Origin of the sequence: Parafrankia elaeagni (assembly GCF_000374165.1) — a bacterium.
GTDB classification, from domain to species: domain Bacteria; phylum Actinomycetota; class Actinomycetes; order Frankiales; family Frankiaceae; genus Parafrankia; species Parafrankia elaeagni.
In genome coordinates this window covers 21,329-41,193 of record NZ_KB893751.1, presented here as the reverse complement: position 1 = coordinate 41,193, position 19,865 = coordinate 21,329, and the positions used below count along the sequence as shown (strand labels likewise).

Annotated in this window: 21 protein-coding genes; 3 read left to right on the top strand and 18 right to left on the bottom strand. The window is 70.2% G+C overall.

The features are described from left to right. The 3 genes from B207_RS0124520 to B207_RS38885 form a co-directional block, all read right to left on the bottom strand. Positions 1-1,280 (bottom strand): methylmalonyl-CoA mutase family protein (locus B207_RS0124520; protein ID WP_018639325.1); only part of this gene is annotated, 1,280 nt, incomplete at its 3' end. Between the two features lie 476 nt (positions 1,281-1,756). Further along, positions 1,757-2,404, bottom strand: coding sequence for a hypothetical protein (locus B207_RS0124515; protein ID WP_018639324.1), 648 nt, complete (start codon positions 2,402-2,404; stop codon positions 1,757-1,759). Between the two features lie 155 nt (positions 2,405-2,559). Continuing rightward, the gene (locus B207_RS38885) at positions 2,560-3,030 is read right to left on the bottom strand and encodes an STAS domain-containing protein (protein ID WP_154675598.1); all 471 of its coding nucleotides are present in this window, start codon (positions 3,028-3,030) and stop codon (positions 2,560-2,562) included. Between the two features lie 393 nt (positions 3,031-3,423). On the opposite strand from B207_RS38885, the gene B207_RS37240 reads away from it, so the two are divergent. After that, on the top strand, positions 3,424-4,350 hold the full coding sequence (locus tag B207_RS37240; protein WP_195905343.1) for a hypothetical protein: 927 nt from the start codon (positions 3,424-3,426) through the stop codon (positions 4,348-4,350). A gap of 37 nt (positions 4,351-4,387) precedes the next feature. Here B207_RS37240 and B207_RS0124500 read toward each other — a convergent pair whose 3' ends face one another. Further along, positions 4,388-4,735 (bottom strand): hypothetical protein, encoded by a 348-nt coding sequence (locus B207_RS0124500; RefSeq protein ID WP_018639322.1) that lies wholly within the window; start codon positions 4,733-4,735, stop codon positions 4,388-4,390. Between the two features lie 130 nt (positions 4,736-4,865). Here B207_RS0124500 and B207_RS0124495 point away from each other — a divergent pair, with 130 nt between their 5' ends. Then, entirely contained in the window at positions 4,866-5,909 is a 1,044-nt protein-coding gene (locus tag B207_RS0124495) for an IS630 family transposase (RefSeq protein WP_018639321.1), read from the top strand. Between the two features lie 97 nt (positions 5,910-6,006). Here the strand turns inward: B207_RS0124495 and murA are convergent, their stop codons facing one another. Together murA and B207_RS0124485 are read right to left on the bottom strand one after the other, a co-directional pair. After that, complete coding sequence (murA, locus tag B207_RS0124490; RefSeq protein ID WP_018639320.1) at positions 6,007-7,284, bottom strand: UDP-N-acetylglucosamine 1-carboxyvinyltransferase; 1,278 nt, start codon at positions 7,282-7,284, stop codon at positions 6,007-6,009. Between the two features lie 135 nt (positions 7,285-7,419). Next, positions 7,420-7,857: an NUDIX hydrolase gene (locus B207_RS0124485; protein WP_018639319.1), complete on the bottom strand. Its 438-nt coding sequence runs from the start codon at positions 7,855-7,857 to the stop codon at positions 7,420-7,422. A gap of 262 nt (positions 7,858-8,119) precedes the next feature. Between B207_RS0124485 and B207_RS0124475 the strand changes: the two genes are divergently transcribed. Then, on the top strand, positions 8,120-8,692 hold the full coding sequence (locus B207_RS0124475) for a cob(I)yrinic acid a,c-diamide adenosyltransferase (RefSeq protein WP_018639317.1): 573 nt from the start codon (positions 8,120-8,122) through the stop codon (positions 8,690-8,692). A 129-nt stretch (positions 8,693-8,821) separates the two neighbouring features. Here B207_RS0124475 and B207_RS0124470 read toward each other — a convergent pair whose 3' ends face one another. From B207_RS0124470 to B207_RS0124410, 12 genes are all read right to left on the bottom strand, one after another. Beyond that, complete coding sequence (locus B207_RS0124470; RefSeq protein WP_018639316.1) at positions 8,822-9,079, bottom strand: F0F1 ATP synthase subunit epsilon; 258 nt, start codon at positions 9,077-9,079, stop codon at positions 8,822-8,824. After that, a complete protein-coding gene (gene atpD, locus B207_RS0124465; RefSeq protein ID WP_018639315.1) occupies positions 9,079-10,518 on the bottom strand; it encodes a F0F1 ATP synthase subunit beta in 1,440 nt (479 codons plus the stop codon). Before atpD ends, B207_RS0124470 begins: the two co-directional genes overlap by 1 nt. 91 nt (positions 10,519-10,609) lie before the next feature. Then, complete coding sequence (locus B207_RS0124460; protein WP_018639314.1) at positions 10,610-11,506, bottom strand: F0F1 ATP synthase subunit gamma; 897 nt, start codon at positions 11,504-11,506, stop codon at positions 10,610-10,612. 3 nt (positions 11,507-11,509) lie between these two features. Continuing rightward, on the bottom strand, positions 11,510-13,171 hold the full coding sequence (gene atpA / locus B207_RS0124455) for a F0F1 ATP synthase subunit alpha (RefSeq protein ID WP_018639313.1): 1,662 nt from the start codon (positions 13,169-13,171) through the stop codon (positions 11,510-11,512). A gap of 111 nt (positions 13,172-13,282) precedes the next feature. Continuing rightward, a complete protein-coding gene (locus tag B207_RS0124450) occupies positions 13,283-14,125 on the bottom strand; it encodes a F0F1 ATP synthase subunit delta (protein WP_018639312.1) in 843 nt (280 codons plus the stop codon). A gap of 2 nt (positions 14,126-14,127) precedes the next feature. Continuing rightward, a complete protein-coding gene (locus B207_RS0124445) occupies positions 14,128-14,706 on the bottom strand; it encodes a F0F1 ATP synthase subunit B (RefSeq protein WP_018639311.1) in 579 nt (192 codons plus the stop codon). Positions 14,707-14,719: 13 nt separating this feature from the next. Then, positions 14,720-14,974: an ATP synthase subunit c family protein gene (locus B207_RS0124440; RefSeq protein ID WP_018639310.1), complete on the bottom strand. Its 255-nt coding sequence runs from the start codon at positions 14,972-14,974 to the stop codon at positions 14,720-14,722. A 70-nt stretch (positions 14,975-15,044) separates the two neighbouring features. Next, a complete protein-coding gene (gene atpB, locus B207_RS0124435) occupies positions 15,045-15,929 on the bottom strand; it encodes a F0F1 ATP synthase subunit A (protein WP_018639309.1) in 885 nt (294 codons plus the stop codon). 372 nt (positions 15,930-16,301) lie between these two features. Beyond that, entirely contained in the window at positions 16,302-16,586 is a 285-nt protein-coding gene (locus B207_RS41855) for a hypothetical protein (protein ID WP_230205199.1), read from the bottom strand. Positions 16,587-16,695: 109 nt separating this feature from the next. Then, positions 16,696-17,355, bottom strand: coding sequence for a hypothetical protein (locus B207_RS35335; RefSeq protein ID WP_018639307.1), 660 nt, complete (start codon positions 17,353-17,355; stop codon positions 16,696-16,698). Further along, positions 17,352-18,461 (bottom strand): MraY family glycosyltransferase, encoded by a 1,110-nt coding sequence (locus B207_RS0124415; RefSeq protein ID WP_018639305.1) that lies wholly within the window; start codon positions 18,459-18,461, stop codon positions 17,352-17,354. The genes B207_RS35335 and B207_RS0124415 overlap by 4 nt, the downstream gene beginning before the upstream one ends. Positions 18,462-18,551: 90 nt before the next feature. Further along, complete coding sequence (locus tag B207_RS0124410) at positions 18,552-19,826, bottom strand: serine hydroxymethyltransferase (protein ID WP_018639304.1); 1,275 nt, start codon at positions 19,824-19,826, stop codon at positions 18,552-18,554. Positions 19,827-19,865: the final 39 nt, after the last annotated feature.

The following is a 19,865-nucleotide window of genomic DNA, read 5'->3' as shown; positions in this document are numbered from 1 at the left end:
TCGATCGTCTGCACCGCCGCGTCCAGATCCGCCAGCAACGGATTCGGTTCCGACTCCGTGAACCGGTTCACCCCCACCACCACCTCCTCCCCCGACTCGATCCGCGCCCGACGCACCGCCTGCGACGCCACCAACGCCGACTTCATATAGCCGCTCTCCACCGCCGCGATCGCCCCACCCATCGCCTGCACCCGATCGATCTCCTCCCGCGCCGCCGCCACCAGCTCCCCCACCCGCTTCTCCACCACCACCGACCCCTCGAACAGGTCCGGGTACTCCAACAGATCCGTCTCCAACGCCAAAACCTGCTGGATCCGCAACGACCACTGCTGATCCCACGGCCGCGGCAACCCCAACGCCTCGTTCCACGCCGGCAACTGCAACGCCCGACACCGCGCGTCCCGCGACAGCGTCACCCCGAGCGCCTCCAACACGATCCGGATCACGTTGTTCTCCGGCTGCGCCTCCGTCAACCCCAACGAGTTCACCTGCACCCCGTACCGAAACCGCCGCTGCGCCGGATCCGTCACCCCGTACCGCGTCCGCAACAGCTCATCCCACAACTCGACGAACGCCCGCATCTTGCACAGCTCCTCCACGAACCGCACCCCGGCGTTCACGAAGAACGACATCCGGGCACACACCTGCCCCATCCGCTCCGCCGGCACCTGCCCCGACGCCACCACCGCATCCAACACCGCGATCACCGTGCACAACGAATACGCCAGCTCCTGCACCGGCGTCGCCCCCGCCTCCTGCAGGTGATAACTACAGATATTGATCGGGTTCCACCGCGGAACCTCCGTCACCGTGTACGCCACCACATCCGTCACCAGACGCAACGACGGCCCCGGCGGAAACACATACGTCCCCCGCGACAGATACTCCTTCACAATGTCGTTCTGCGTCGTCCCCGTCAGCTCCCCCGGCGCGGCCCCCTGCTCCTCCGCCACCACCTGATACAACGCCAACAACCACATCGCCGTCGCATTGATCGTCATCGACGTGTTCATCCTGCCCAACGGAATACCCTCGAACAACGCCCGCATATCACCCAGATGCGCGACCGGCACCCCCACCTTCCCCACCTCACCCCGCGCCAGCACATGATCCGGGTCATACCCCGTCTGCGTCGGCAGATCAAAAGCCACCGACAACCCCGTCTGCCCCTTCGCCAGATTCCGCCGATACAACGCGTTACTCTCCACCGGACTCGAATGACCCGCATACGTCCGGATAATCCACGGCCGATCCCGCTCCGGCAGAACACTGTCCGTCATAGCCGTCTCCTCGCGCTCCGTGCGGCCCGGGGGTGCCCGCGAACCAGCGACCACAGGTGGCTGCACCAGCAGTTACGAACGTGCCGGCCCGCGCCAGCGCATCGTCGTGTGGTGGTCACCTTCGCCGGACGGGGGCAGGGACACTGTTCGCCGCATCTCCAGCCGTCGGCGACCGGAGCAGAGTAACGGCCGGAGCCCCTCGGGCGCCTGGGATGTGAGCGTCCCGACTCCCGGCCGGACGCCCCCCGGTCACCCCTCGGACGTCCCCCGGTCGCCCCTCGGACGTCCGGCGGTCACGGCCCGGACGCCGCCCGCTCCTGGAGTGAACCCCCGTACGGCACCGGGAGGACGCCTGCCGGACAGCCCCGCGACGCCCGTCCGGCAAGGTGGCGACACCCAGTGGCGACACCCACCGGAACGCGGTTCAGCCCGACGTGATCAGAACGGGGCTGTCCGCTGTGAGAGGCCGGGCCTCGTCAGGCTGCGGCGCAGGAGCTGGGACCGCCCCACACGGTTTGCAGGACAGCGGGGATCTTCGCGCACGCCTGGGGGCCGTTGTCGACGAGCGTCCAGGGACCGGTGCGGACGCGCATCCAGACGTGCGGGTTGGGGGCCTCGGCCCCGGAGACGCCGTTGATCTCGGTCATCCCGACAGCCCAGAACTCGTCCTGCTGGACGTCCGCACCGCGGACCGCGCCGTAGAACAGCGTGTTCTCAGTGATCTTGACGTCCGCGGGGACAGGGGTCTCCGCGCCCGTGCGCTCGCGGACCTCGTGGGCGACGAGCCAGCCCAACGGCTCCCGCAACGCCTCCCGCTCGGCGGGCTGCAGGCTGAGGGAGAGCGCGTCACCGACAGCGACCCGGGGGTTCTGGGAGTCCCAGGGGATGATCGGCGGAGTGGGCAGCCGCAGGGTCGGATTGTCAGGCTGCTCGGCGACGGTGGGGCCGGCCGGAACCGAGGTGTCGGAGGCCCAGGCGAGACCGAGGACCACACCGAGCACCACCGCGACGACGAACGAGCCGGCGACGAGGACAGACCGGTTCTGCTGGGCCCATGTCGCGCCGGCTCCGGCCACGCGGCCACTGGCTGGGTTCACCCCTGCGGGCACCTCCACGTCCAGCATGTCTGTGTCTGCCCTCCACCATGCCACGGCCCGGCCTGATTATCGGGAAAGCATGCCCTATGGCGCTTCGGCGTCCGCCGATGGGCTTACCTCGATCACTCAATGTTCGCCGCCGGTCGTTCCTGGTGACGAATTTCACGGCCGCTCCGCACGGGTCAGGCCACGCCGCCGACCACGGCCGGAACGGGACCGGGTGACCGGCTCCCCGCCTGCGTTCCGGCCGGTCCGCCGGTGTCGGCCGCCGGGCGGACCCGGAGCAGCCGGCCCAGACGGTCCACCGCGAGCAGTGGCCACAGCGCCGCGGAGACGTCCAGCAGGACCAGTGAGCGGCCGATCGACCGTGCCCGGCGGGCTCCGCCGAGCAGCACTCCGACGCCGGCATGGTCCGTGAGCTCCAGGCCTCCGACGTTCACGTGCAACGGGCCCCGGCCCGCGTCGATCGCGGCGTGGAGAAGGGTCCGCAGCTCGCCGACGGACCGGACGTCGACCGTGCCGACGATCCGCAGTGTCTGGCTCCCACCGGATTCGGCCGGTTCCACGCCGACCGCCCGCACCCGGCCCGGCTCCCGGTCCGACTCCGAGCCCGGCTCCCGGTCCGGCTCCGAGCCCGGCGTGTGGCCTGACATCGGGTGCGGCTCCCGCGCCGGCCTCCGCACCGGTCGCGCCGTGCGCGTCACCTGTGCCGTCGACACCACGTCCACTGTGGCCTCCGATCCGCCTTTCGTCGGCTGCCCGAGGCCTGTCGCGTCGGGGCCCGCCGTTGGGCACCTGCAGCTGCGGTCGAGACGCCCGCCACCACGCCGACGTCCGATCACAGGAGTGGGCCACGCGCAGCCCACCCAGGCGGATGATCTCACCAAAGTCGCCCATATGTTCCGTTTGACCGGTCCATCCGCCGGATGTGGGCCCAAGTGCCCGCTCCCTGGGCGTCCGCGGTGCGACCATGGGCTCTCCAACGACGAACCTCAGTCCTGGGCGGAATGGCCCAGCGGCAGGTCCGGCAACCCAGGGGGATGCTCGTGGAGACCACTGCGCTCGGATTCCTCTACGGACCGACCCTGGTACTCCTCGCCGTCGGCGCACTCGTGATCGCCACGCGCTTCATGTCGGCCTCCGCGCCGGCCGGAAGCGGCCTCGCGGTCGATGATCTGCCGGACGAGCCAGGCGGGTCAGGCAGGCGACAGGGACCAGGCAGGCCAGCCGGGACGCACGCCCCGGGCGGGACGAACCGGCACGGGGCCGACGGGCCGGACCGGACCGGCCGCTCCGCCTGGCCGACCGGACCGGACCGACGCAGGCGGCCGGACTCACACCCCGGGCCGGAGTCGCCCCGAAGCTCCGACCCGCAGAGCGGATCGGACACGTACCAGCTGCCGGACTGGCCGAACCGGTCGGACCCGTACCGGAGCCCGAACCGGCAGAGCCTGCCGGACTCCTACCAGAGGTCGGACTCCTACCAGGGCTCCGACTCGTACCAGAGGTCCGACTCGTACCGGGGGACGGACTGGCAGAGCGGGTCGGACCCGTACCGCGCGTCGGACTGGCCTGGCCGGCAGGACTCGCACGAGGTGCCGGAGTGGCCGGCGAGCGTGTCGGGCGCAACCGACGTGACCGGCCTGGCCGACCTGACCGGCGCGACCGACCTGACGGGTCCGACCGACCTGACCGGCGCGACCGACCTGACGGGTCCCGTGGAGGACTTCGGGCTGCTCGTACCGGTCGCCACGGCGCCGGAGGCCCGGGCCGCCGCGCTGCGGGCATTGCTGGGCGCCCAGGGAGTCCGTGCCACCCTGGGACAGGCCAGCCCTCCCCCCGTCCTGCCCGTGCCGTCCGACGGTGGCTCAGGGGACGACCAGCCGCAACGCCCGCCCGCGCCGCAGCGCAGGCACGTCCTGGTCTTCACCGACGACCTCGCCCGCGCCCGGCGCATCCTGCGGCTGGCCTAGTGCAGCCGCGCGTAAGTCTTGCTGGCTTGGTTGGTGGTCATTCGGTCCAGGCTGCGGGGTCGCTGGCGTAGAGCCCGCAGGCGCAGTCGAGGGCCTGTTCGGGGGTGGCGGTGGGTTGCCCGTCCGGTAGGTAGGAGTCCTCGTAGGCGCCGCGGCTGTCGAGGTAGATCGCGAAGCCCCACCGGTCGGGCTGGCCGGTGTAACGCAGCCGGCACAGTGGGTAGGGGTCGGCGTCGGCGGGCTCGTCGACGAAGACCGCGTCGAGGTAGGCGAAGTCGCCGCGGTAGCGGACGGTCAGGTCACGCAGCTGGGGCCAGCGGGCGGTGTGCCGGGTGTGCAGGCGGTGTTGCAGCACTACCCGGGCCGTCTCGGGGATCTTCGCCACGTCTTCATCCTGCCCGTCCCGGTGTGTCGGGCCCGTGTCCGGGCCCGGCCGGTTCTTCCCTGTCGTCCTGGAACTGTCCCTTCCAGGATGTGCGTGGTGAGCGGTGAGTAGACGGGCGGGTGGTCCACGGGTGGTTCTCGGGGCCGCGCAGCGGCGGCGGTTCAAAAAGCTCGCCGGAACGGTGAGTGCCCCGTTCGACCAGGTCAGACGGGCCCGGATCCTGCTGGACGCGGCTGATGGCCGGTGGGGGCCGGCCGCGCTCGGCCGCCGTCACAGCGTGCACGCGGACACGGTCCGCCGGCTGTGCGCCCGGTTCGCCGTGGACGGCGAGGCGGCGCTGGTCGACCGGCCTCGCTCCGGCCGGCCGCGCCGCTACGGTGCGGACGCCCGGCTCGCGGTGCTGGCCGCGGTCACCGAGACCGCACCGGAGGCGGCGTCGCAGTGGTCGCACCGGCTACTCGCCGAGCATCTCGCCCCGACGGTCGGGATGTCACCGGCACAGATCGGCCGGGTGCTGGCCGACCTCGACCTCAAGCCCCACCGGGTCCGCGGCTGGCTCAACCGGCCCGCCGACCCCGACTTCACCGACCGCGCCGCCGCGGTCTGTGACCTCTACCTGCACCCGCCCGCGGACGGTGTCGTGATCTCCGTCGACGAGAAGACCGCGATCCAGGCCCGCTCGCGGCGCCACCCGACCCGCCCGGTCTGCTCCGGCTCCCCCGAGAAACGCGAGTTCGAGTACGTCCGGCACGACACCGTGTCGCTGGTCGCGGCGATGGACGTCGCCACCGGGCAGGTCCTCGGCGAGATCATCCCCGGGAAGAACAACTCGGCGAACTTCACCTGGTTCCTGACCAGGCTCGACGAGGCGATCGATCCCGCGCTGAGGATCTACCTGGTGATGGACAACGGGTCGAGTCACACCGCACGCGCGACCCGGGCGTGGCTCGCGGCCCACCCCCGGTTCGTCGTGACCTACACCCCGAAACACGCCAGCTGGTTGAACATGGTCGAGATCTTCTTCTCGACGCTCACCCGCCAGCTCCTGCGACGCGGCGACTTCACCTCCCGCGACGACCTCGCGGAGAAGATCCTCCACTTCATCGAGGTCCACGACCGCACCGCCAGGCCCTACCGCTGGACCTACACCGGCGAACCCCTCAAAGCCGCCTGACGACAACCCCAGCAAGACTTACGCGGAGCTGCACTAGGCCTCCTGCGGGAGCGGGCACCGAGCGGGTGCGCGGGCACCGAGCGGGTGGTCGGCGGGGTCAGGCGGCGGCGACAGTGGACGGTTCGCGGCGGATCCGGGCGCCCAGCGCGGTGAGGGTCTCCACGAACCGGGCGTAGCCCCGGTCGATGTGGTGGACGTCCCGGACCTCCGTCGTGCCCTCGGCGACCAGACCCGCGAGGACCAGCGCCGCGCCGGCGCGGACGTCCGAGGCCAGCACCGAGGCACCTGCCAGCCGCGGGGTGGGCCGGACGACCACATGGTGGCCGTCGGTGCGCAGGTCCGCGCCGAGTTTGTGCAGCTCCCGGCAGAAGACGAACCTGCTGTCGAACACGTTCTCGGTGATCAGCGAGGTGCCCTCGCTGATCGCCTCCAGCGCGATCACCTGCGGCAGCAGGTCCGTCGGGAAGCCCGGGTAGGGCAGCGTGACGACGTCGATCGACCGCGGGCGGCCCTGGGCTTTGACCCGGAAGCCGTCCGGGCAGAGCTCCACCGACGCACCGGCGGCGGTGAGCTTCTCCAGCACGATCCCCAGATGCTCGGCGCGGCCGTGGCGGATCATCACGTCCCCACCGGTCATCAACGCGCCGATCGCCCAGGTGCCGGCGACGATCCGGTCCGGGACCGTCCGATGCACCACCGGACTCAGCCCTTCGACCCCGTCAACGACCAGCGTCGACGTGCCGGCACCGTCGATCCGCGCGCCCATCGCCGTGAGCAGCGCGCACAGGTCCGCGATCTCCGGTTCCTGCGCCGCGTTGTCGATCACCGTGGTGCCCTTGGCCAGCACACCGGCCATCACCAGGTTCTCGGTCGCCCCCACGCTCGGGAAGTCGAGCCAGATCGACGCCCCCTGCAGACGCCCGGACGAACGCGCCACCAGCACGCCGGCCTCGACGTCCACGACCGCACCCAGCTTCGCCAGGCCGTTCATGTGGATGTCGAGCGCCCGCGCGCCGATCGCGTCCCCACCGGGCAGCGCCACCCGGGCCTCGCCGCAGCGCGCGACCAGCGGCCCCAGGATCGCCACCGAAGCCCGGATCCGGCGCACCAGGTCCGCGTCGGCGGTCGACTCGACCGTGTCGGGCACGTCGATGACGACCTGCCCCTCGTCCCGGTCATGCCGCGTGTCGGCACCGAGGCCACGTAGGACGTCCGCCATCACGGACACGTCAAGGATGTCCGGCACCGCCTCCAGGGTGGTGCGGCCGGGCGCGAGCAGGCTCGCCGCCATCAGCTTGAGCACCGAGTTCTTCGCGCCCGGAACGGCGACCTCGCCGACCAGCCTGGTCCCGCCTGTCACGACGAAGCGCTCCACGGGCACCGATGCTAGGTGCTCCAGGGTGGATCTTCAGAACAACCCCGGGATTCGACGGTCCAGACCACGCCCGGACCGCGGCTCGTCAGCGGCCCGGCAGCGGCCAGCCGCCCAGTGGCCGGCGAGACGCCGGTGTCACCCCAACCGGGACGTCACCAGATGAACGCCGTCATGATGGCGCAACACAGGCTCCTGCTCACCGGCCAGCGCGTCGGTGACCCGCACGCCGAAGGCGGGCACCGACCGCCGCACGATCTCGTCGACCGGCAGCCACTCCACCGCGGTGGCCTCTTCGGTCTCTGTCGCCGGCCGAGCCTCCGCGTCAGCGACCCGACACAGGAACACCAGCGCCACGACCGCCCGCGGCAGGTTCAGATAGATCCCGGTGAGGCGTACCGGTTCGACCGCGATTCCCGTCTCCTCGCGAACCTCACGGATGAGCGCCTCGTGAAGGGTCTCCCCCTGTTCGAGAACCCCGCCGGGAATCTGCCACGCCCCGTTGTCCCGCCGCCGGATGCAGAGAACATGATTGTCATCTCTCTGCGCCAAGCCGGCTACGCTCACGGAATGCATGTCGGGACGCTAACCGGCGGGCAGCGCCGATGTCCGCATTGGAGGCTGCTCAGCATGCACGTCACGGTGGCGAGGAGCTGGTCACTGAAGGCTCACAACGAGGACCCCGACCGGGGCCGGCATCCCCGGTTCGGGATCAGTGACGACGCGAGCGTCGTGCACGCCGTCCTCGAACCGGTCGGTCACCCAGGCGGCCAGGCAGGCGGCCAGACGAAGGACACAACCGCAGGCACCTGCGCAGCCGCCCCCCTACAGTGACGGCATGGCGGTGCACCTGACCCGGATCTACACGCGGACCGGCGACGACGGAACGACGGCCCTGGGTGACATGTCACGGGTGCCGAAGACCTCGGCGCGGCTCGCCGCCTATGCCGACGTCGACGAGACGAACGCGGCGATCGGCGTGGTGCTCGCGCTGGGCGAGGTCGGCGCGGACGTCCGCGAGACCCTGGCGCAGGTGCAGAACGACCTGTTCGACGTGGGCGCCGATCTGTGTTCTCCGGTGGTCGCCGAGCCGCGGTACCCGCCGTTGCGGATCACCGACGTCTATGTCGACCGGTTGGAAGAGGCGTGCGACCGGTACAACGAGGCGCTACCGAAGCTGAACTCGTTCATCCTGCCCGGCGGTACTCCGGCGGCGGCGCTGCTGCACGTGGCGCGGACGGTGGCGCGGCGGGCCGAGCGGTCCTGCTGGGCGCTGCTCGATGCGGAGCCGGAGACGACGAACCCGCTGCCGGCCCGCTATCTGAACCGGCTGTCCGACCTGCTGTTCATTCTCTCCCGGGTCGCGAACCCGGACGGCGACGTGCTGTGGAAGCCGGGCGCCGGCAGCTGAGGCCGGGCGCCCGAGTCCTGAAGTCCTGGCGCCTGACGTCCTGACATGACGCTGGCCCGGTCCGGAGGCTGACAGACACGGCTGTCGGCACCGGAACCGGGCCAGGGAGAAGCACCAGGTCGAACCGGGTCAGGCGATCGTCGCGCTTTCGGCGAGGATGCTGACGCCCTCCTTGGTGACCGAGAGGAAGCCTCCGTCGACACCGGCGGAGATCTCCTGCGAGCCGACCTTCACCCGGACGGTCTGGTCACCGACCAGCACCGCCAGCATCGAGACGTGGCCCGGCAGGATGCCGATGTCGCCTTCGACGGTCCGGGCGACGACCATGTCGGCGTCGCCGGACCACACCTCCTGCTCGGGCGAGACGATCGCCACCCGCATCGGCATTACAGGTTCTCCGCGTTCTTCTCGGCGTCCTCGATCCCGCCGCACATGAAGAACGCCTGCTCGGGCAGGTGGTCGTAGTCGCCCTGGGTGAGGCGGCGGAACGACTCGATCGTCTCCTCGAGCGGGACGAACTTGCCGGGGATGCCGGTGAACTGCTCCGCCACGAAGAACGGCTGGGACAGGAACCGCTGGATCCGGCGAGCCCGGTTGACGAGGATCTTGTCCTCTTCGGAGAGCTCGTCGATGCCGAGGATGGCGATGATGTCCTGCAGGTCCTTGTAGCGCTGCAGGATCCGCTGCACCTCGCGGGCCGTGTCGTAGTGCGCCTGGCCGATGTAGCGCGGGTCCAGGATTCGGGAGTTCGAGTCGAGCGGGCTCACGGCCGGGTAGATACCGAGGTCGGAGATCGCGCGGTCGAGCACCGTGTTGGCGTCGAGGTGGGTGAACGTCGTCGCCGGGGCCGGGTCGGTCAGGTCGTCGGCGGGGACGTAGATCGCCTGCAGCGAGGTGATCGAGTGACCCCGGGTCGAGGTGATCCGCTCCTGCAGGGCGCCCATCTCGTCGGCCAGCGTCGGCTGGTAACCGACGGCGCTGGGCATCCGGCCGAGCAGCGTCGACACCTCGGACCCGGCCTGGGTGAACCGGAAGATGTTGTCGATGAACAGGAGCACGTCCTGCTTCTGCACGTCCCGGAAGTACTCGGCCATGGTGAGGGCGCCGAGGGCGACCCGCAGCCGGGTGCCGGGCGGCTCGTCCATCTGGCCGAAGACCAGCGCGGTGTCGTCGATGACGCCGGCCTCGGTCATCTCCAGGAACAGGTCGTTGCCCTCGCGGGTGCGCTCGCCGACACCGGCGAACACGGACACACCGCCGAACTCCTTGGCGACCCGGCGGATCATCTCCTGGATGATGACGGTCTTGCCGACACCGGCACCGCCCATCAGACCGATCTTGCCGCCTCGCACGTACGGGGCGAGCAGGTCGATGACCTTGATGCCGGTGGTGAACATCTCGGTCTTCGACTCGAGCTGGTCGAAGGTCGGCGCCGAGCGGTGGATCGGCCAGTAGGTGCCGGCGTCGACGCTCTCGACGTCGAGCGGCTTGCCGAGCACGTTGAACACGTGGCCCTTGGTCGCGTCCCCGACCGGCACCGAGATCGGCGCGCCGGTGTCGCGGACCGGGGCACCCCGCACGAGGCCGTCCGTCTGCTGCATGGAGATGGCACGGATGGTGTTGTCGCCGATGTGCTGGGCGACCTCGAGGGTGAGGACCGCGGTCTGGCCGTCGATGGTGCGCTCGACGTGCAGGGCGGTGTAGATCTCGGGCAGTTCGTCGGGGGCGAACTCGACGTCGACGACCGGTCCGATGACTCGGGCGACTCGGCCGATCCCCGGAGTCCGGCCCTCCGCCGTGGCCGGCGAGCTGGTGGTGACGGTCATGGCGTCCTCGGTTTCACTGTCGTTGCCCGCCGCCGCGGGCTTCGGGCTTGACGTTCTGCGGTGTCGACGGGCCGGAGTCTCACCCCTGCCCCTAGTTGCTGGACGCCAGAGCGTTCGCGCCACCCACGATCTCGGAGATCTCCTGGGTGATCGCGTCCTGGCGTGCGCGGTTCGCGGCGCGGGTGTAGGTCTTGGCCAGTTCCTCGGCGTTGTCGGTCGCCGACTTCATCGCGCGCTGGCGCGCGGCGGACTCGGAGGCCGCCGCCTCCAGCAGTGCCGCGTAGAGCCGGCTCTCGACGTACCGCGGGAGCAGCGCGTCGAGCACGGCCTCGGCGGACGGCTCGAACTCGTAGTTCGGCAACGGGCCGCCGGGCGGCGGCTCGTTGTGCTCACGCAGCACCATCGGGAGCAGCCGGTGCGCAGCCGGGGTCTGGGTCATCGCGCTGATGTACTCGGTGAAGACGAGGTGGATCTCGTCGACGCCGCCTTCTTCGGTCGGAGTGGTGAACGCCTGGATCAGAGCGTCCGCCACCTCCTTGGCGTTGGCGTACGTCGGCTGCTCGGTGAAGCCGGTGTACTCGCCGGCGAGCGTCCGGCCGCGGAAGCGGTAGTAGCCCACCGCCTTGCGGCCGACCGCGTAGAGCAGCGGCTCCTTGCCCTCCTCCCGCAGCAGCTCGACCAGCTCCCCGGCGCGCTTGAGCGCGTTGGAGCTGTAGCCGCCGGCCAGGCCGCGGTCACTGGTGACGATGACCACGGCCGCGCGGGTCGGCGTCGGGCGCTCGGTGGTGAGGGGATGGGTGATCGTCGTCTGGGACGCCACGGCGGTGATCACTCGCGTGATCTCCTCCGCGTACGGCCGGGACGCGGTGACCCGCGCCCTGGCCTTGGCGATCCGCGAGGCGGCGATCAGTTCCATCGCCTTGGTGATCTTCTTGGTCGAGTTGACCGTCTTGATACGCCGCCGGTACTCGCGAAGCTGGCCCGCCATGGGTCAGCGGCCCGTGGTCTCGGAGGACGGCTTCTGGCGGTGGACGGCGATCTCCTCGCGCTCGACCGCGGACGGGTCGAGGGCCTCGGGAGTGGCCTCGTTCACCAGCTGGGTGCCGTCCGACAGCGTGAACTGCTGCTTGAACTCGGCGATCGCCGACTCCAGCGACCCGATCGTGTCGTCACCGAGCTTGCCGGTGTTGACGATCGTGTCGTACACGCCGCCGTGGACCCGCCCGACGAAGTCGAGGAACTCGGCCTCGAAGCGGCGGATGTCCGCGACCGGGACGTCGTCCAGCCTGCCGGTGGTGCCGGCCCAGATGGAGACGACCTGGCGCTCGACGGCGAACGGCTTGTTCTGCGGCTGCTTGAGCAGCTCGACCAGCCGGGCACCGCGGGCGAGCTGGTCACGCGACGCCTTGTCCAGGTCGGAACCGAAGGCCGAGAAGGCCTCCAGCTCGCGGTACTGGGCGAGGTCGAGGCGCAGCCGGCCGGCCACCGACTTCATCGCCTTGACCTGGGCGCTGCCGCCGACCCGGGAGACCGAGGTACCGACGTTGATCGCCGGCCGGACACCCTGGTTGAACAGGTCGGACTCGAGGAAGATCTGGCCGTCGGTGATCGAGATGACGTTCGTCGGGATGTAGGCCGAGATGTCGTTGGCCTTCGTCTCGATGATCGGCAGCCCGGTCAGCGATCCGCCGCCCAGCTCGTCGGAGAGCTTCGCGCAGCGCTCCAGCAGGCGGGAGTGCAGGTAGAAGACGTCGCCCGGGTAGGCCTCACGGCCCGGCGGGCGGCGCAGCAGCAGCGAGATGGCCCGGTAGGCCTCCGCCTGCTTGGAGAGGTCGTCGAAGACCACCAGCGAGTGCTGGCCGTTGTACATCCAGTGCTGCCCGATGGCGGAGCCGGTGTAGGCGGCGATGTACTTGAAGCCGGCCGGCTCGTCCGCCGGGGCCGCGACGATGGTCGTGTAGGCCAGCGCGCCGGCTTCCTCAAGGGTGTTGACAACCTCGCGGATCGTCGACTTCTTCTGACCGATGGCGACGTAGACGCACTTGACCTGCTTCTTCGGGTCACCGGACAGCCAGTTGTCACGCTGGTTGATGATCGCGTCGATCGCGACCGTCGTCTTGCCGGTCTGCCGGTCGCCGATGATCAGCTGACGCTGACCCCGGCCGATGGCGGTCATCGCGTCGATGGCCTTGATGCCGGTCTGGAGGGGCTCCTTCACCGGCTGGCGCTCGACCACCGACGGCGCCTGCAGTTCCAGGGCGCGGGTGCCCTCGGCGACGATCTCGCCGAGGCCGTCGATCGGACGCCCCAGCGGGTCGACGACCCGGCCGAGGAAGCCGTCGCCCACCGGGACGGCGAGGATCTCGCCGGTCCGGCGGACCTCCTGGCCCTCCTCGATGTGCTCGGCCTCGCCGAGGATGACGCAGCCGATCTCGCCGACCTCGAGGTTGAGGGCCAGGCCCAGCACGCCGCCGTGGAACTCGAGCAGCTCGTTGGTCATGGTGTGCGGAAGGCCCTCGACCCGGGCGATCCCGTCACCGGTCACGACGACGCGGCCGACCTCCTCCCGGTCACCGGAGGTGGCCTGGAAGGAGTCGACGTACTCCCGGAGGGCGTCGCGGATCTCCTCCGGCCGGATGGACAGCTCAGTCATCGCGTTGGTCCTTCATGGCTGGCGTGGATCTGGTCATCGGTCGTCACTGCCGTGCCCTGCACCCGTGCTGCCCCCGGGCCCGGCCTGCGCTCACCCATCGTGCGTCCGGGCCTAACGGGTCAGCCCGCGGCGGGCCGCGGCGAGCCGGCGCAGGACCGTGCCATCGACGACCTCGTCACCCACCCGCACGGACAGACCACCGAGAACGGACGGGTCGAGGTCGATCTGAAGCTGGATCTGGCGGCCGAAGAAGCGGCTGATCGCCGCCTTCAGCCTGGCAGTCTGGTCATCGTCGAGCATGGTCGCGGTCCGGACGACGGCGACCACCCGCCCACGGCGGGCGGCCGCGATCCGGCTCAGGCTCTCCAGCCGCCGCTCGATGTCCCCCTGGGAGGGGTCCGCGGTGGTCTGCTGAGCCAGCCGGACGGTCACCGGGTGGGCGCGGCCGGACAGCAGCCGGTCCACCAGCGCGACCTTCGCCGACGCCGGCGCGGCCGGGTCGGTGAGGGCGAGCGAGAGCTGCGGGTTCTGGCCCAGGATGCGGCCGAACCGGAACAGCTCGTCCTCCACCTCGTCGAGGACGTCCGCGGCCTCGGCCTCGGCCAGCGTGGCCTCGACCGCGAGCTCCTCCAGCGCGAGGCGGAGGTCGACCGGCCGCGACCAGCGGCCTGCGACCGCCGCCGACACCACGGCGAGGGACCCCTGGCCGATCTGCGTCCCGAACAGGCGACCGACCAGACTCACCCGCGACTGCGGCGGCGCGCCGGGATCGGTGAGGGCGCGCCGCACCGTCGGTTCACGGCCGATCAGTGCCGCGACGGCGCCGAGGTCATCGGCGACCCGCCGCGCGTCGGGCGAGGCCGCCGGGCTGGTCACGGTGCCGGTCGGCACCGCCGTCACCTGGTCGAGGACCGACCGGGCGGCGGCAAGTGACTGCCGGCTGGCTCCCTCCATCGTCAGACTCCCGGCCCGGCCGGGGCGACCGCCGGACGCGGCGCCTCGTCGAGGCCCGCGATGAAGTCATCGACGAGCTGACGCTGGCGCGCGTCGCTCTGGAGCTCGTGCCCGACGATGCGGGTGGCGAGCTCAAGCGCGATCTCACCGATCTCACGACGGATCGAGGCGACGACCTGGGCCCGTTCGGCCACCAGTGCGGCGTCGGCCCGCTCCTTGATCTCGGCGACCTCCTGCTGTGCCTGCGAGCGCAGTTCCTCAACGATCTGCCGCCCCTGGGCCTGCGCGTCCTCTCGGATGCGGGCGGCCTCCGTACGGGCTTCAGCAAGCTGGGAGCGGTACTGCTCAAGCAGGGCCTTGGCCTCACGCTCCGCAACTTCGGCGCGGTTGAGGCCACCCTCGATACGGTCGGCCCGCTCCGCATAGGTCCTGCGGATCTGGGGATAGATTTTCCAGAAGAAGAAGCCGACGAGCAGGCCGAAGGCCAGCAGGCCAACGATCAGCTCGGCGAGCGGCGGCATGAGGACGCTGTCCTCGTGCGCCCCGCCTTCTTCGGCGGCGAGAATGAGTTTCTGCAGCACCAGGCGCTCCGGCTCAGGTGAAGACGAACGGCACGACGAAGCCGATGAGGGCCAGCGCCTCGACGACGGCGAAGCCGATCAGCATGTATCGGAAGGCCACCTGCTCGGCCTCGGGCTGGCGAGCGATCGCCTGCACACCCAGACCGAAGATGATGCCGACGCCGATGCCGGGGCCAAGGGTGGCGATGCCGTAGGCCACCGTCCCGATGTTGCCGCTGATGGCGTCATCTGCGGCAAGCAACGCGGAGGACGCCGCGGAGAGAGACATCGTTCAGATCCGTCCTTCTTGTGGTCGATGCACCGAGGGGCTCTCCCACGGTGCGCGTGGGCGGTTGGCTTCAGGCCCGCGCCGCCGCGGCGACCGGGGTGAGCGCAGCGCTCTCCCCGTGGCCGTGGCTCGGGGAATGCTCCGCGTCGTGGTCGCCGCCGTGCGAGGAGATCGCTCCGCCGATATAGGCGGCTGTCAGGACCGTGAAGATGTAGGCCTGCAGGACGTCGATCATCAACTCGAAGGCGGTGAGGCCGATCGCCACCAGACCGGACACCACACCGAAGATGAACTGCGGTTTGGGCAGCAGGTAGTCGGCGCCGAGGGCGAACACGAGCAGGAGCATGTGACCGGCGAACATGTTGGCGAACAACCGGATCGCAAGCGTGGCGGGACGGGCGACGATGGTCGAGACGAACTCGATCGGCGCGAGAATGATCTTCACGAACAGTGGCGCGGTCGGCGCCGGGACGAGCATGTCCTTGAAGTAGCCGCCGAATCCGTGCTCACGGATACCGACGATGTTGAAGATCAACCAGCTCGTCAGGGCGAGGATGAGCGGCAGCGCGATCCGCGACGTGGTCGGGAACTGGGCGACCGGAATGATCGCCATGACGTTCGACACCAGGATGAAGCAGAAGAGAATGGTCAGGTACGGAGCAAAGGTCTTGCCCCGCTCCCCGATCACGTTTCGGGCGATCGAGATGTCGACGAAGTCGTAGATCGACTCACAGAAGTTCTGGAGCCCACGCGGTACGAGCGTCGCCTTGCGGAACCCCAGCCAGAGGAAGACTCCGACGAAGAGCGCCACGAACAGGGTCAGCGCGGACCACTTGTTGAAGTAGAAGTCGATCGGTCCTAGGTCGAACTCAAACCAGCTCTTCGGCTTGAAGACATCGGGCGTCGGCCCATGGAAGCCGTCGTCGGCCACCGCGAGCAGCGATCCGCTCGGCACTTCCGATACCTCCAAGATCATTTATGCTGACAAAGTTCGCGATCCACCCAGGGCTGGATCGACCTCACCCTATACGGGGTGGGCCGCCGCCCCGGGCAATCGAAGACAAGCGGATGACCGCTGGATGCGATCCGTTCACAGCTCCGGCGGCAGGGGACTCACTGTCCCGGACCCGGCGCGGTCGAAGCGGAGGCGTCCAGTGCCGATCGCATCCACACGACGCTCCTCGACAGGGCAGATGCTATCCGGCCGGACGCTGGAGAGCACTCGTTGCGGGACTAAGATCTCCGACAGACAGTCGAACGTTCATCATCCGTTGGGTTTTTGGACATCTTGTCACACTACGTTGCCGAAGTGTCGCTCAACGCTCCATCAACGCGGCGCCCCGAACCGGTAGATGACCAGATACAGCGCCGCGATGACGCCGACGATCAGACCGATCGGGAAAAACAGGGCCTCGAAGCCCAGCAGGCGGTCAGCCCCGAAGCCCACCAGCCCCCAGAACCCCCCACCACCGAGGATGGTCCCGATGATGCCCCAGGCTTCACCGGGCGGCGGATTCGGCGAGTGGGCCGAGCCTGATCGTAGTCTTTCCTCCCTTTTCGCATTGTCCTTTTTGCCCGAATGGCCGCGAGAGGGCCCGTTGGTGTCGCTCACCGTCACGTTGTTCCTAATCCTGGCCGACGGCGGTTCCCCACCCACGACCGCTCCGGTCCGCCGGCGGCTGGCTGCCGTTGCCCGCGGTGCCTGACAGTCCCTGCGGTGCCTACAGCACCTGCGGCTGCTCGCCGGCCACTGCCGGCGGTCCTGCCTGCCCCTGACGGCTGGTCCCGTTCGCCTGGTCCGTCTGGTGGTCCGTCTGGTGGTCCGCCGGGCCGATCTGGCCCGACTGGCCGGGCCGCCCGGCCTGGCTCGGCCGGGTGGACGGTGCCGCCGGGCTGGTCGAGGGCACGTTCGTGGCTCCACGGGGCGCTCCGGGAGGGTCCCCCCGGTCGGCGAGCAGCGGCGCGACCCGCGCCGGGTCGAAGGTCGCCGGATCGTAGAACGGAACCCGCAGCCGGGCGGCGACCCAGACCTCGGCTCCCACCCAGCACAGTGTCGCGGCCATGATCGACCAGGCGAAACTCTGCAGGTCGATCGCGGTCACATCACGTAGGGCCAGCAGAACGACGCCGAGAACGCAGACCTTCGCCGCGTAGACCCCGAGAGCGGCCGGCAGCAGCATCGTGGTGGCCCCGCGGCGGGCGACCGCGACCAGCGCGAGCTTGCCGAGCGCGAAGAACGCCGCCACCAGGCCGACCGCGAGTGCCGCCCCGGCCGCGCCGGCGGCGCCGCGCACCGCGCCGGCCACTGCGAGCACGACCGCCAGCAGTGCCGCCATCATGCACAGGCCGGCCCGCAGCGCCGGGAGCGCCGTCGCGATCATGCCCGACGAGCCGCTCGCTGCCCGCCCAGGAGCAGCGCCACGAGCGCCAGCAACCCGATACCGACGGTGGCGGCGAGGATCGGGAGCGGCGAGTCGGAGAAGGACGCCGCCACGCCTCCGAATCCGACGAGCGCGGCCCAGAAGTACATCAGTAGAACCGCCCTGACATGGGAGTTTCCAATGGAGAGAATCCGGTGGTGGAGGTGCATCTTGTCGGCCGCGAACGGCGAGCGGCCGGCCTTCGTGCGCCGGATGACCGCGAGCCCCAGGTCAAGCACCGGAACAGCCAGCACCGCCAGCGGAATCGCCAGCGGGATCAGCGACGGTAGCTGCCTGGAGGGTCCAGCGTAACCCCCGTACGCGACCTGCCCCGTCACGGAGATCATCGAGGCGGCCGACAGCAGGCCGATGAGCATCGATCCCGAGTCGCCCATGAACAGCCGGGCCGGATTGAAGTTGTGCGGCAGGAAGCCCACGCAGACGCCGGCTGTGACCGCCGCCAGCAGGGCCGCGGGCGACGCACGGTAGAAGCCGTTGATCACCGCTATCTGGTAGGCGAAATAGAACGTCGCCCCGGCGGCGATCGCCGCCACACCGGCGGCGAGCCCGTCCAGACCGTCGATGAAGTTCATCGCGTTGACCAGGATGAGCGTCGCGAGAATGGACAGCGGTACGGCGGTCTCCGGGCCGAAGCTGAGCGTGGTCTGGCTGTCCCGGTCGATGGCGAAGGACCACTGCACACCCAGCAGAACCATCACGCCCGCAGCGGCCACCTGACCGGCGAGCTTGGTCAGCGAATCCAGCTCCCAGCGGTCGTCCGCCGCGCCCAGAAGGCAGATCAGCGTGCCGGCGACCAGTACTGCCCGCGTCTCCGACCAGTCCTGGGAGACCACGGACAGAAATGGCAGATGGTCTGCCACTTCCAGTCCGGCATAAAGCCCGGCGAGCATCGCCAGGCCGCCGAGCCGCGGTGTCGGCGTCGCGTGGACGTCCCGGGCGCGCGGTCGGGCGACCGCCCCGACACGGAAAGCGATCCAGCGGGCGATCGGGGTCGTGAGGAAGGTGACCGCGGCCGCGACCGCGAAGACGAGCACGTACTCACGCATGTCAACCCATCCCGCAGTTCATCGTTCGCCTGGGCGGACCTGGACAGGCCAGACCATCACCGGCATTCCAGCCCGTCGCCAGGTGCCCGGCTATCTCGGGTAGGCCGGGTAGGCCGGGTAGGCCGGGTAGCGGTCGACCAGTGTCGACACCGCCGCCGCCACCTCCCCCACCGCGCCCGGGTCGCGGACGGCGCGGGAGATCAGCCCGGCGATCTCCTTCATCTCACCTTCGCGCATGCCCTGGGTCGTCACCGCGGGGGTGCCCACCCGAATGCCGGAGGAGACCGCCGGCGGCTGCGGGTCGAACGGGATCGCGTTCTTGTTCAGCGTGATCCCCGCCGCGTCGCAGCGGGCCTCGGCATCGCGCCCGGTCACGCCGAGCTCCCGCAGATCGAGCAGGGCGAGATGGGTGTCCGTGCCGCCACCGACCGGCCGCAGCCCCTCGGAGGCCAGACCATCCGCGAGTGCCCGCGCGTTGGCGATCACCTGCCGTGCGTACGCGGCGAACGCGGGGCTCGCGGCCTCCCGCAGCGCGACCGCCTTGGCCGCGACCGCGTGCATCAGCGGCCCGCCCTGGCTGAAGGGGAAGACCGCCCTGTCGATACGGGCCGCGAGCTCGGCGCGGCAGAGGATCATGCCGCCCCGGGGGCCGCGGAGGACCTTGTGGGTCGTGAAGGTCACGACATCGGCGTAGGGCACCGGGCTGGGCAGCGCCCCGCCGGCGACCAGGCCGATGAAGTGCGCCGCGTCCACCAGCAGCCAGGCGCCCACCTCGTCGGCGATCGCCCGGAACGCGGCGAAGTCGATCCGCCGCGGGTACGCGGTCGCACCGCAGATGATCATTTTGGGTCGGTGCTGGAGCGCGAGCCGGCGCACCTCGTCGTAGTCGATCAGCTCGGTGTCCTCCCGGACGCCGTAGCCCACCACGTCGAACCAGCGGCCGGAGAAGTTCACCCGGCTGCCGTGGGTGAGATGCCCGCCGTGCGGCAGTGACATGGCCAGGACGGTGTCGCCGGGGGTGAGCAGCGCCGCGTAGGCGGCGAAGTTCGCCTGGGCGCCCGAGTGGGGCTGCAGGTTCGCGTGGTCGGCTCCGAACAGCGCCCGGGCCCGGGCGATCCCGAGCTCCTCCGCCCGGTCCACCACCTGGCAGCCTCCGTAGTACCGGCGCCCCGGATAGCCCTCGGCGTACTTGTTCGACAGCGTCGACCCCAGCGCTGCCAGTACCGCCGGCGAGGTGAGGTTCTCACTCGCGATCAGCTGCAGCCCCCCGCGCAGCCGGCTCAGCTCGTCGAGCACGACCGAGGCGATCTCCGGATCAGTGGCCCGCAGCAGGTCGAAGTCCGGGCCCCAGAACGGGGTGCTCATGCTGTCTCCGCCTCCCGCCGCCATGAGGCCCAGGATAGG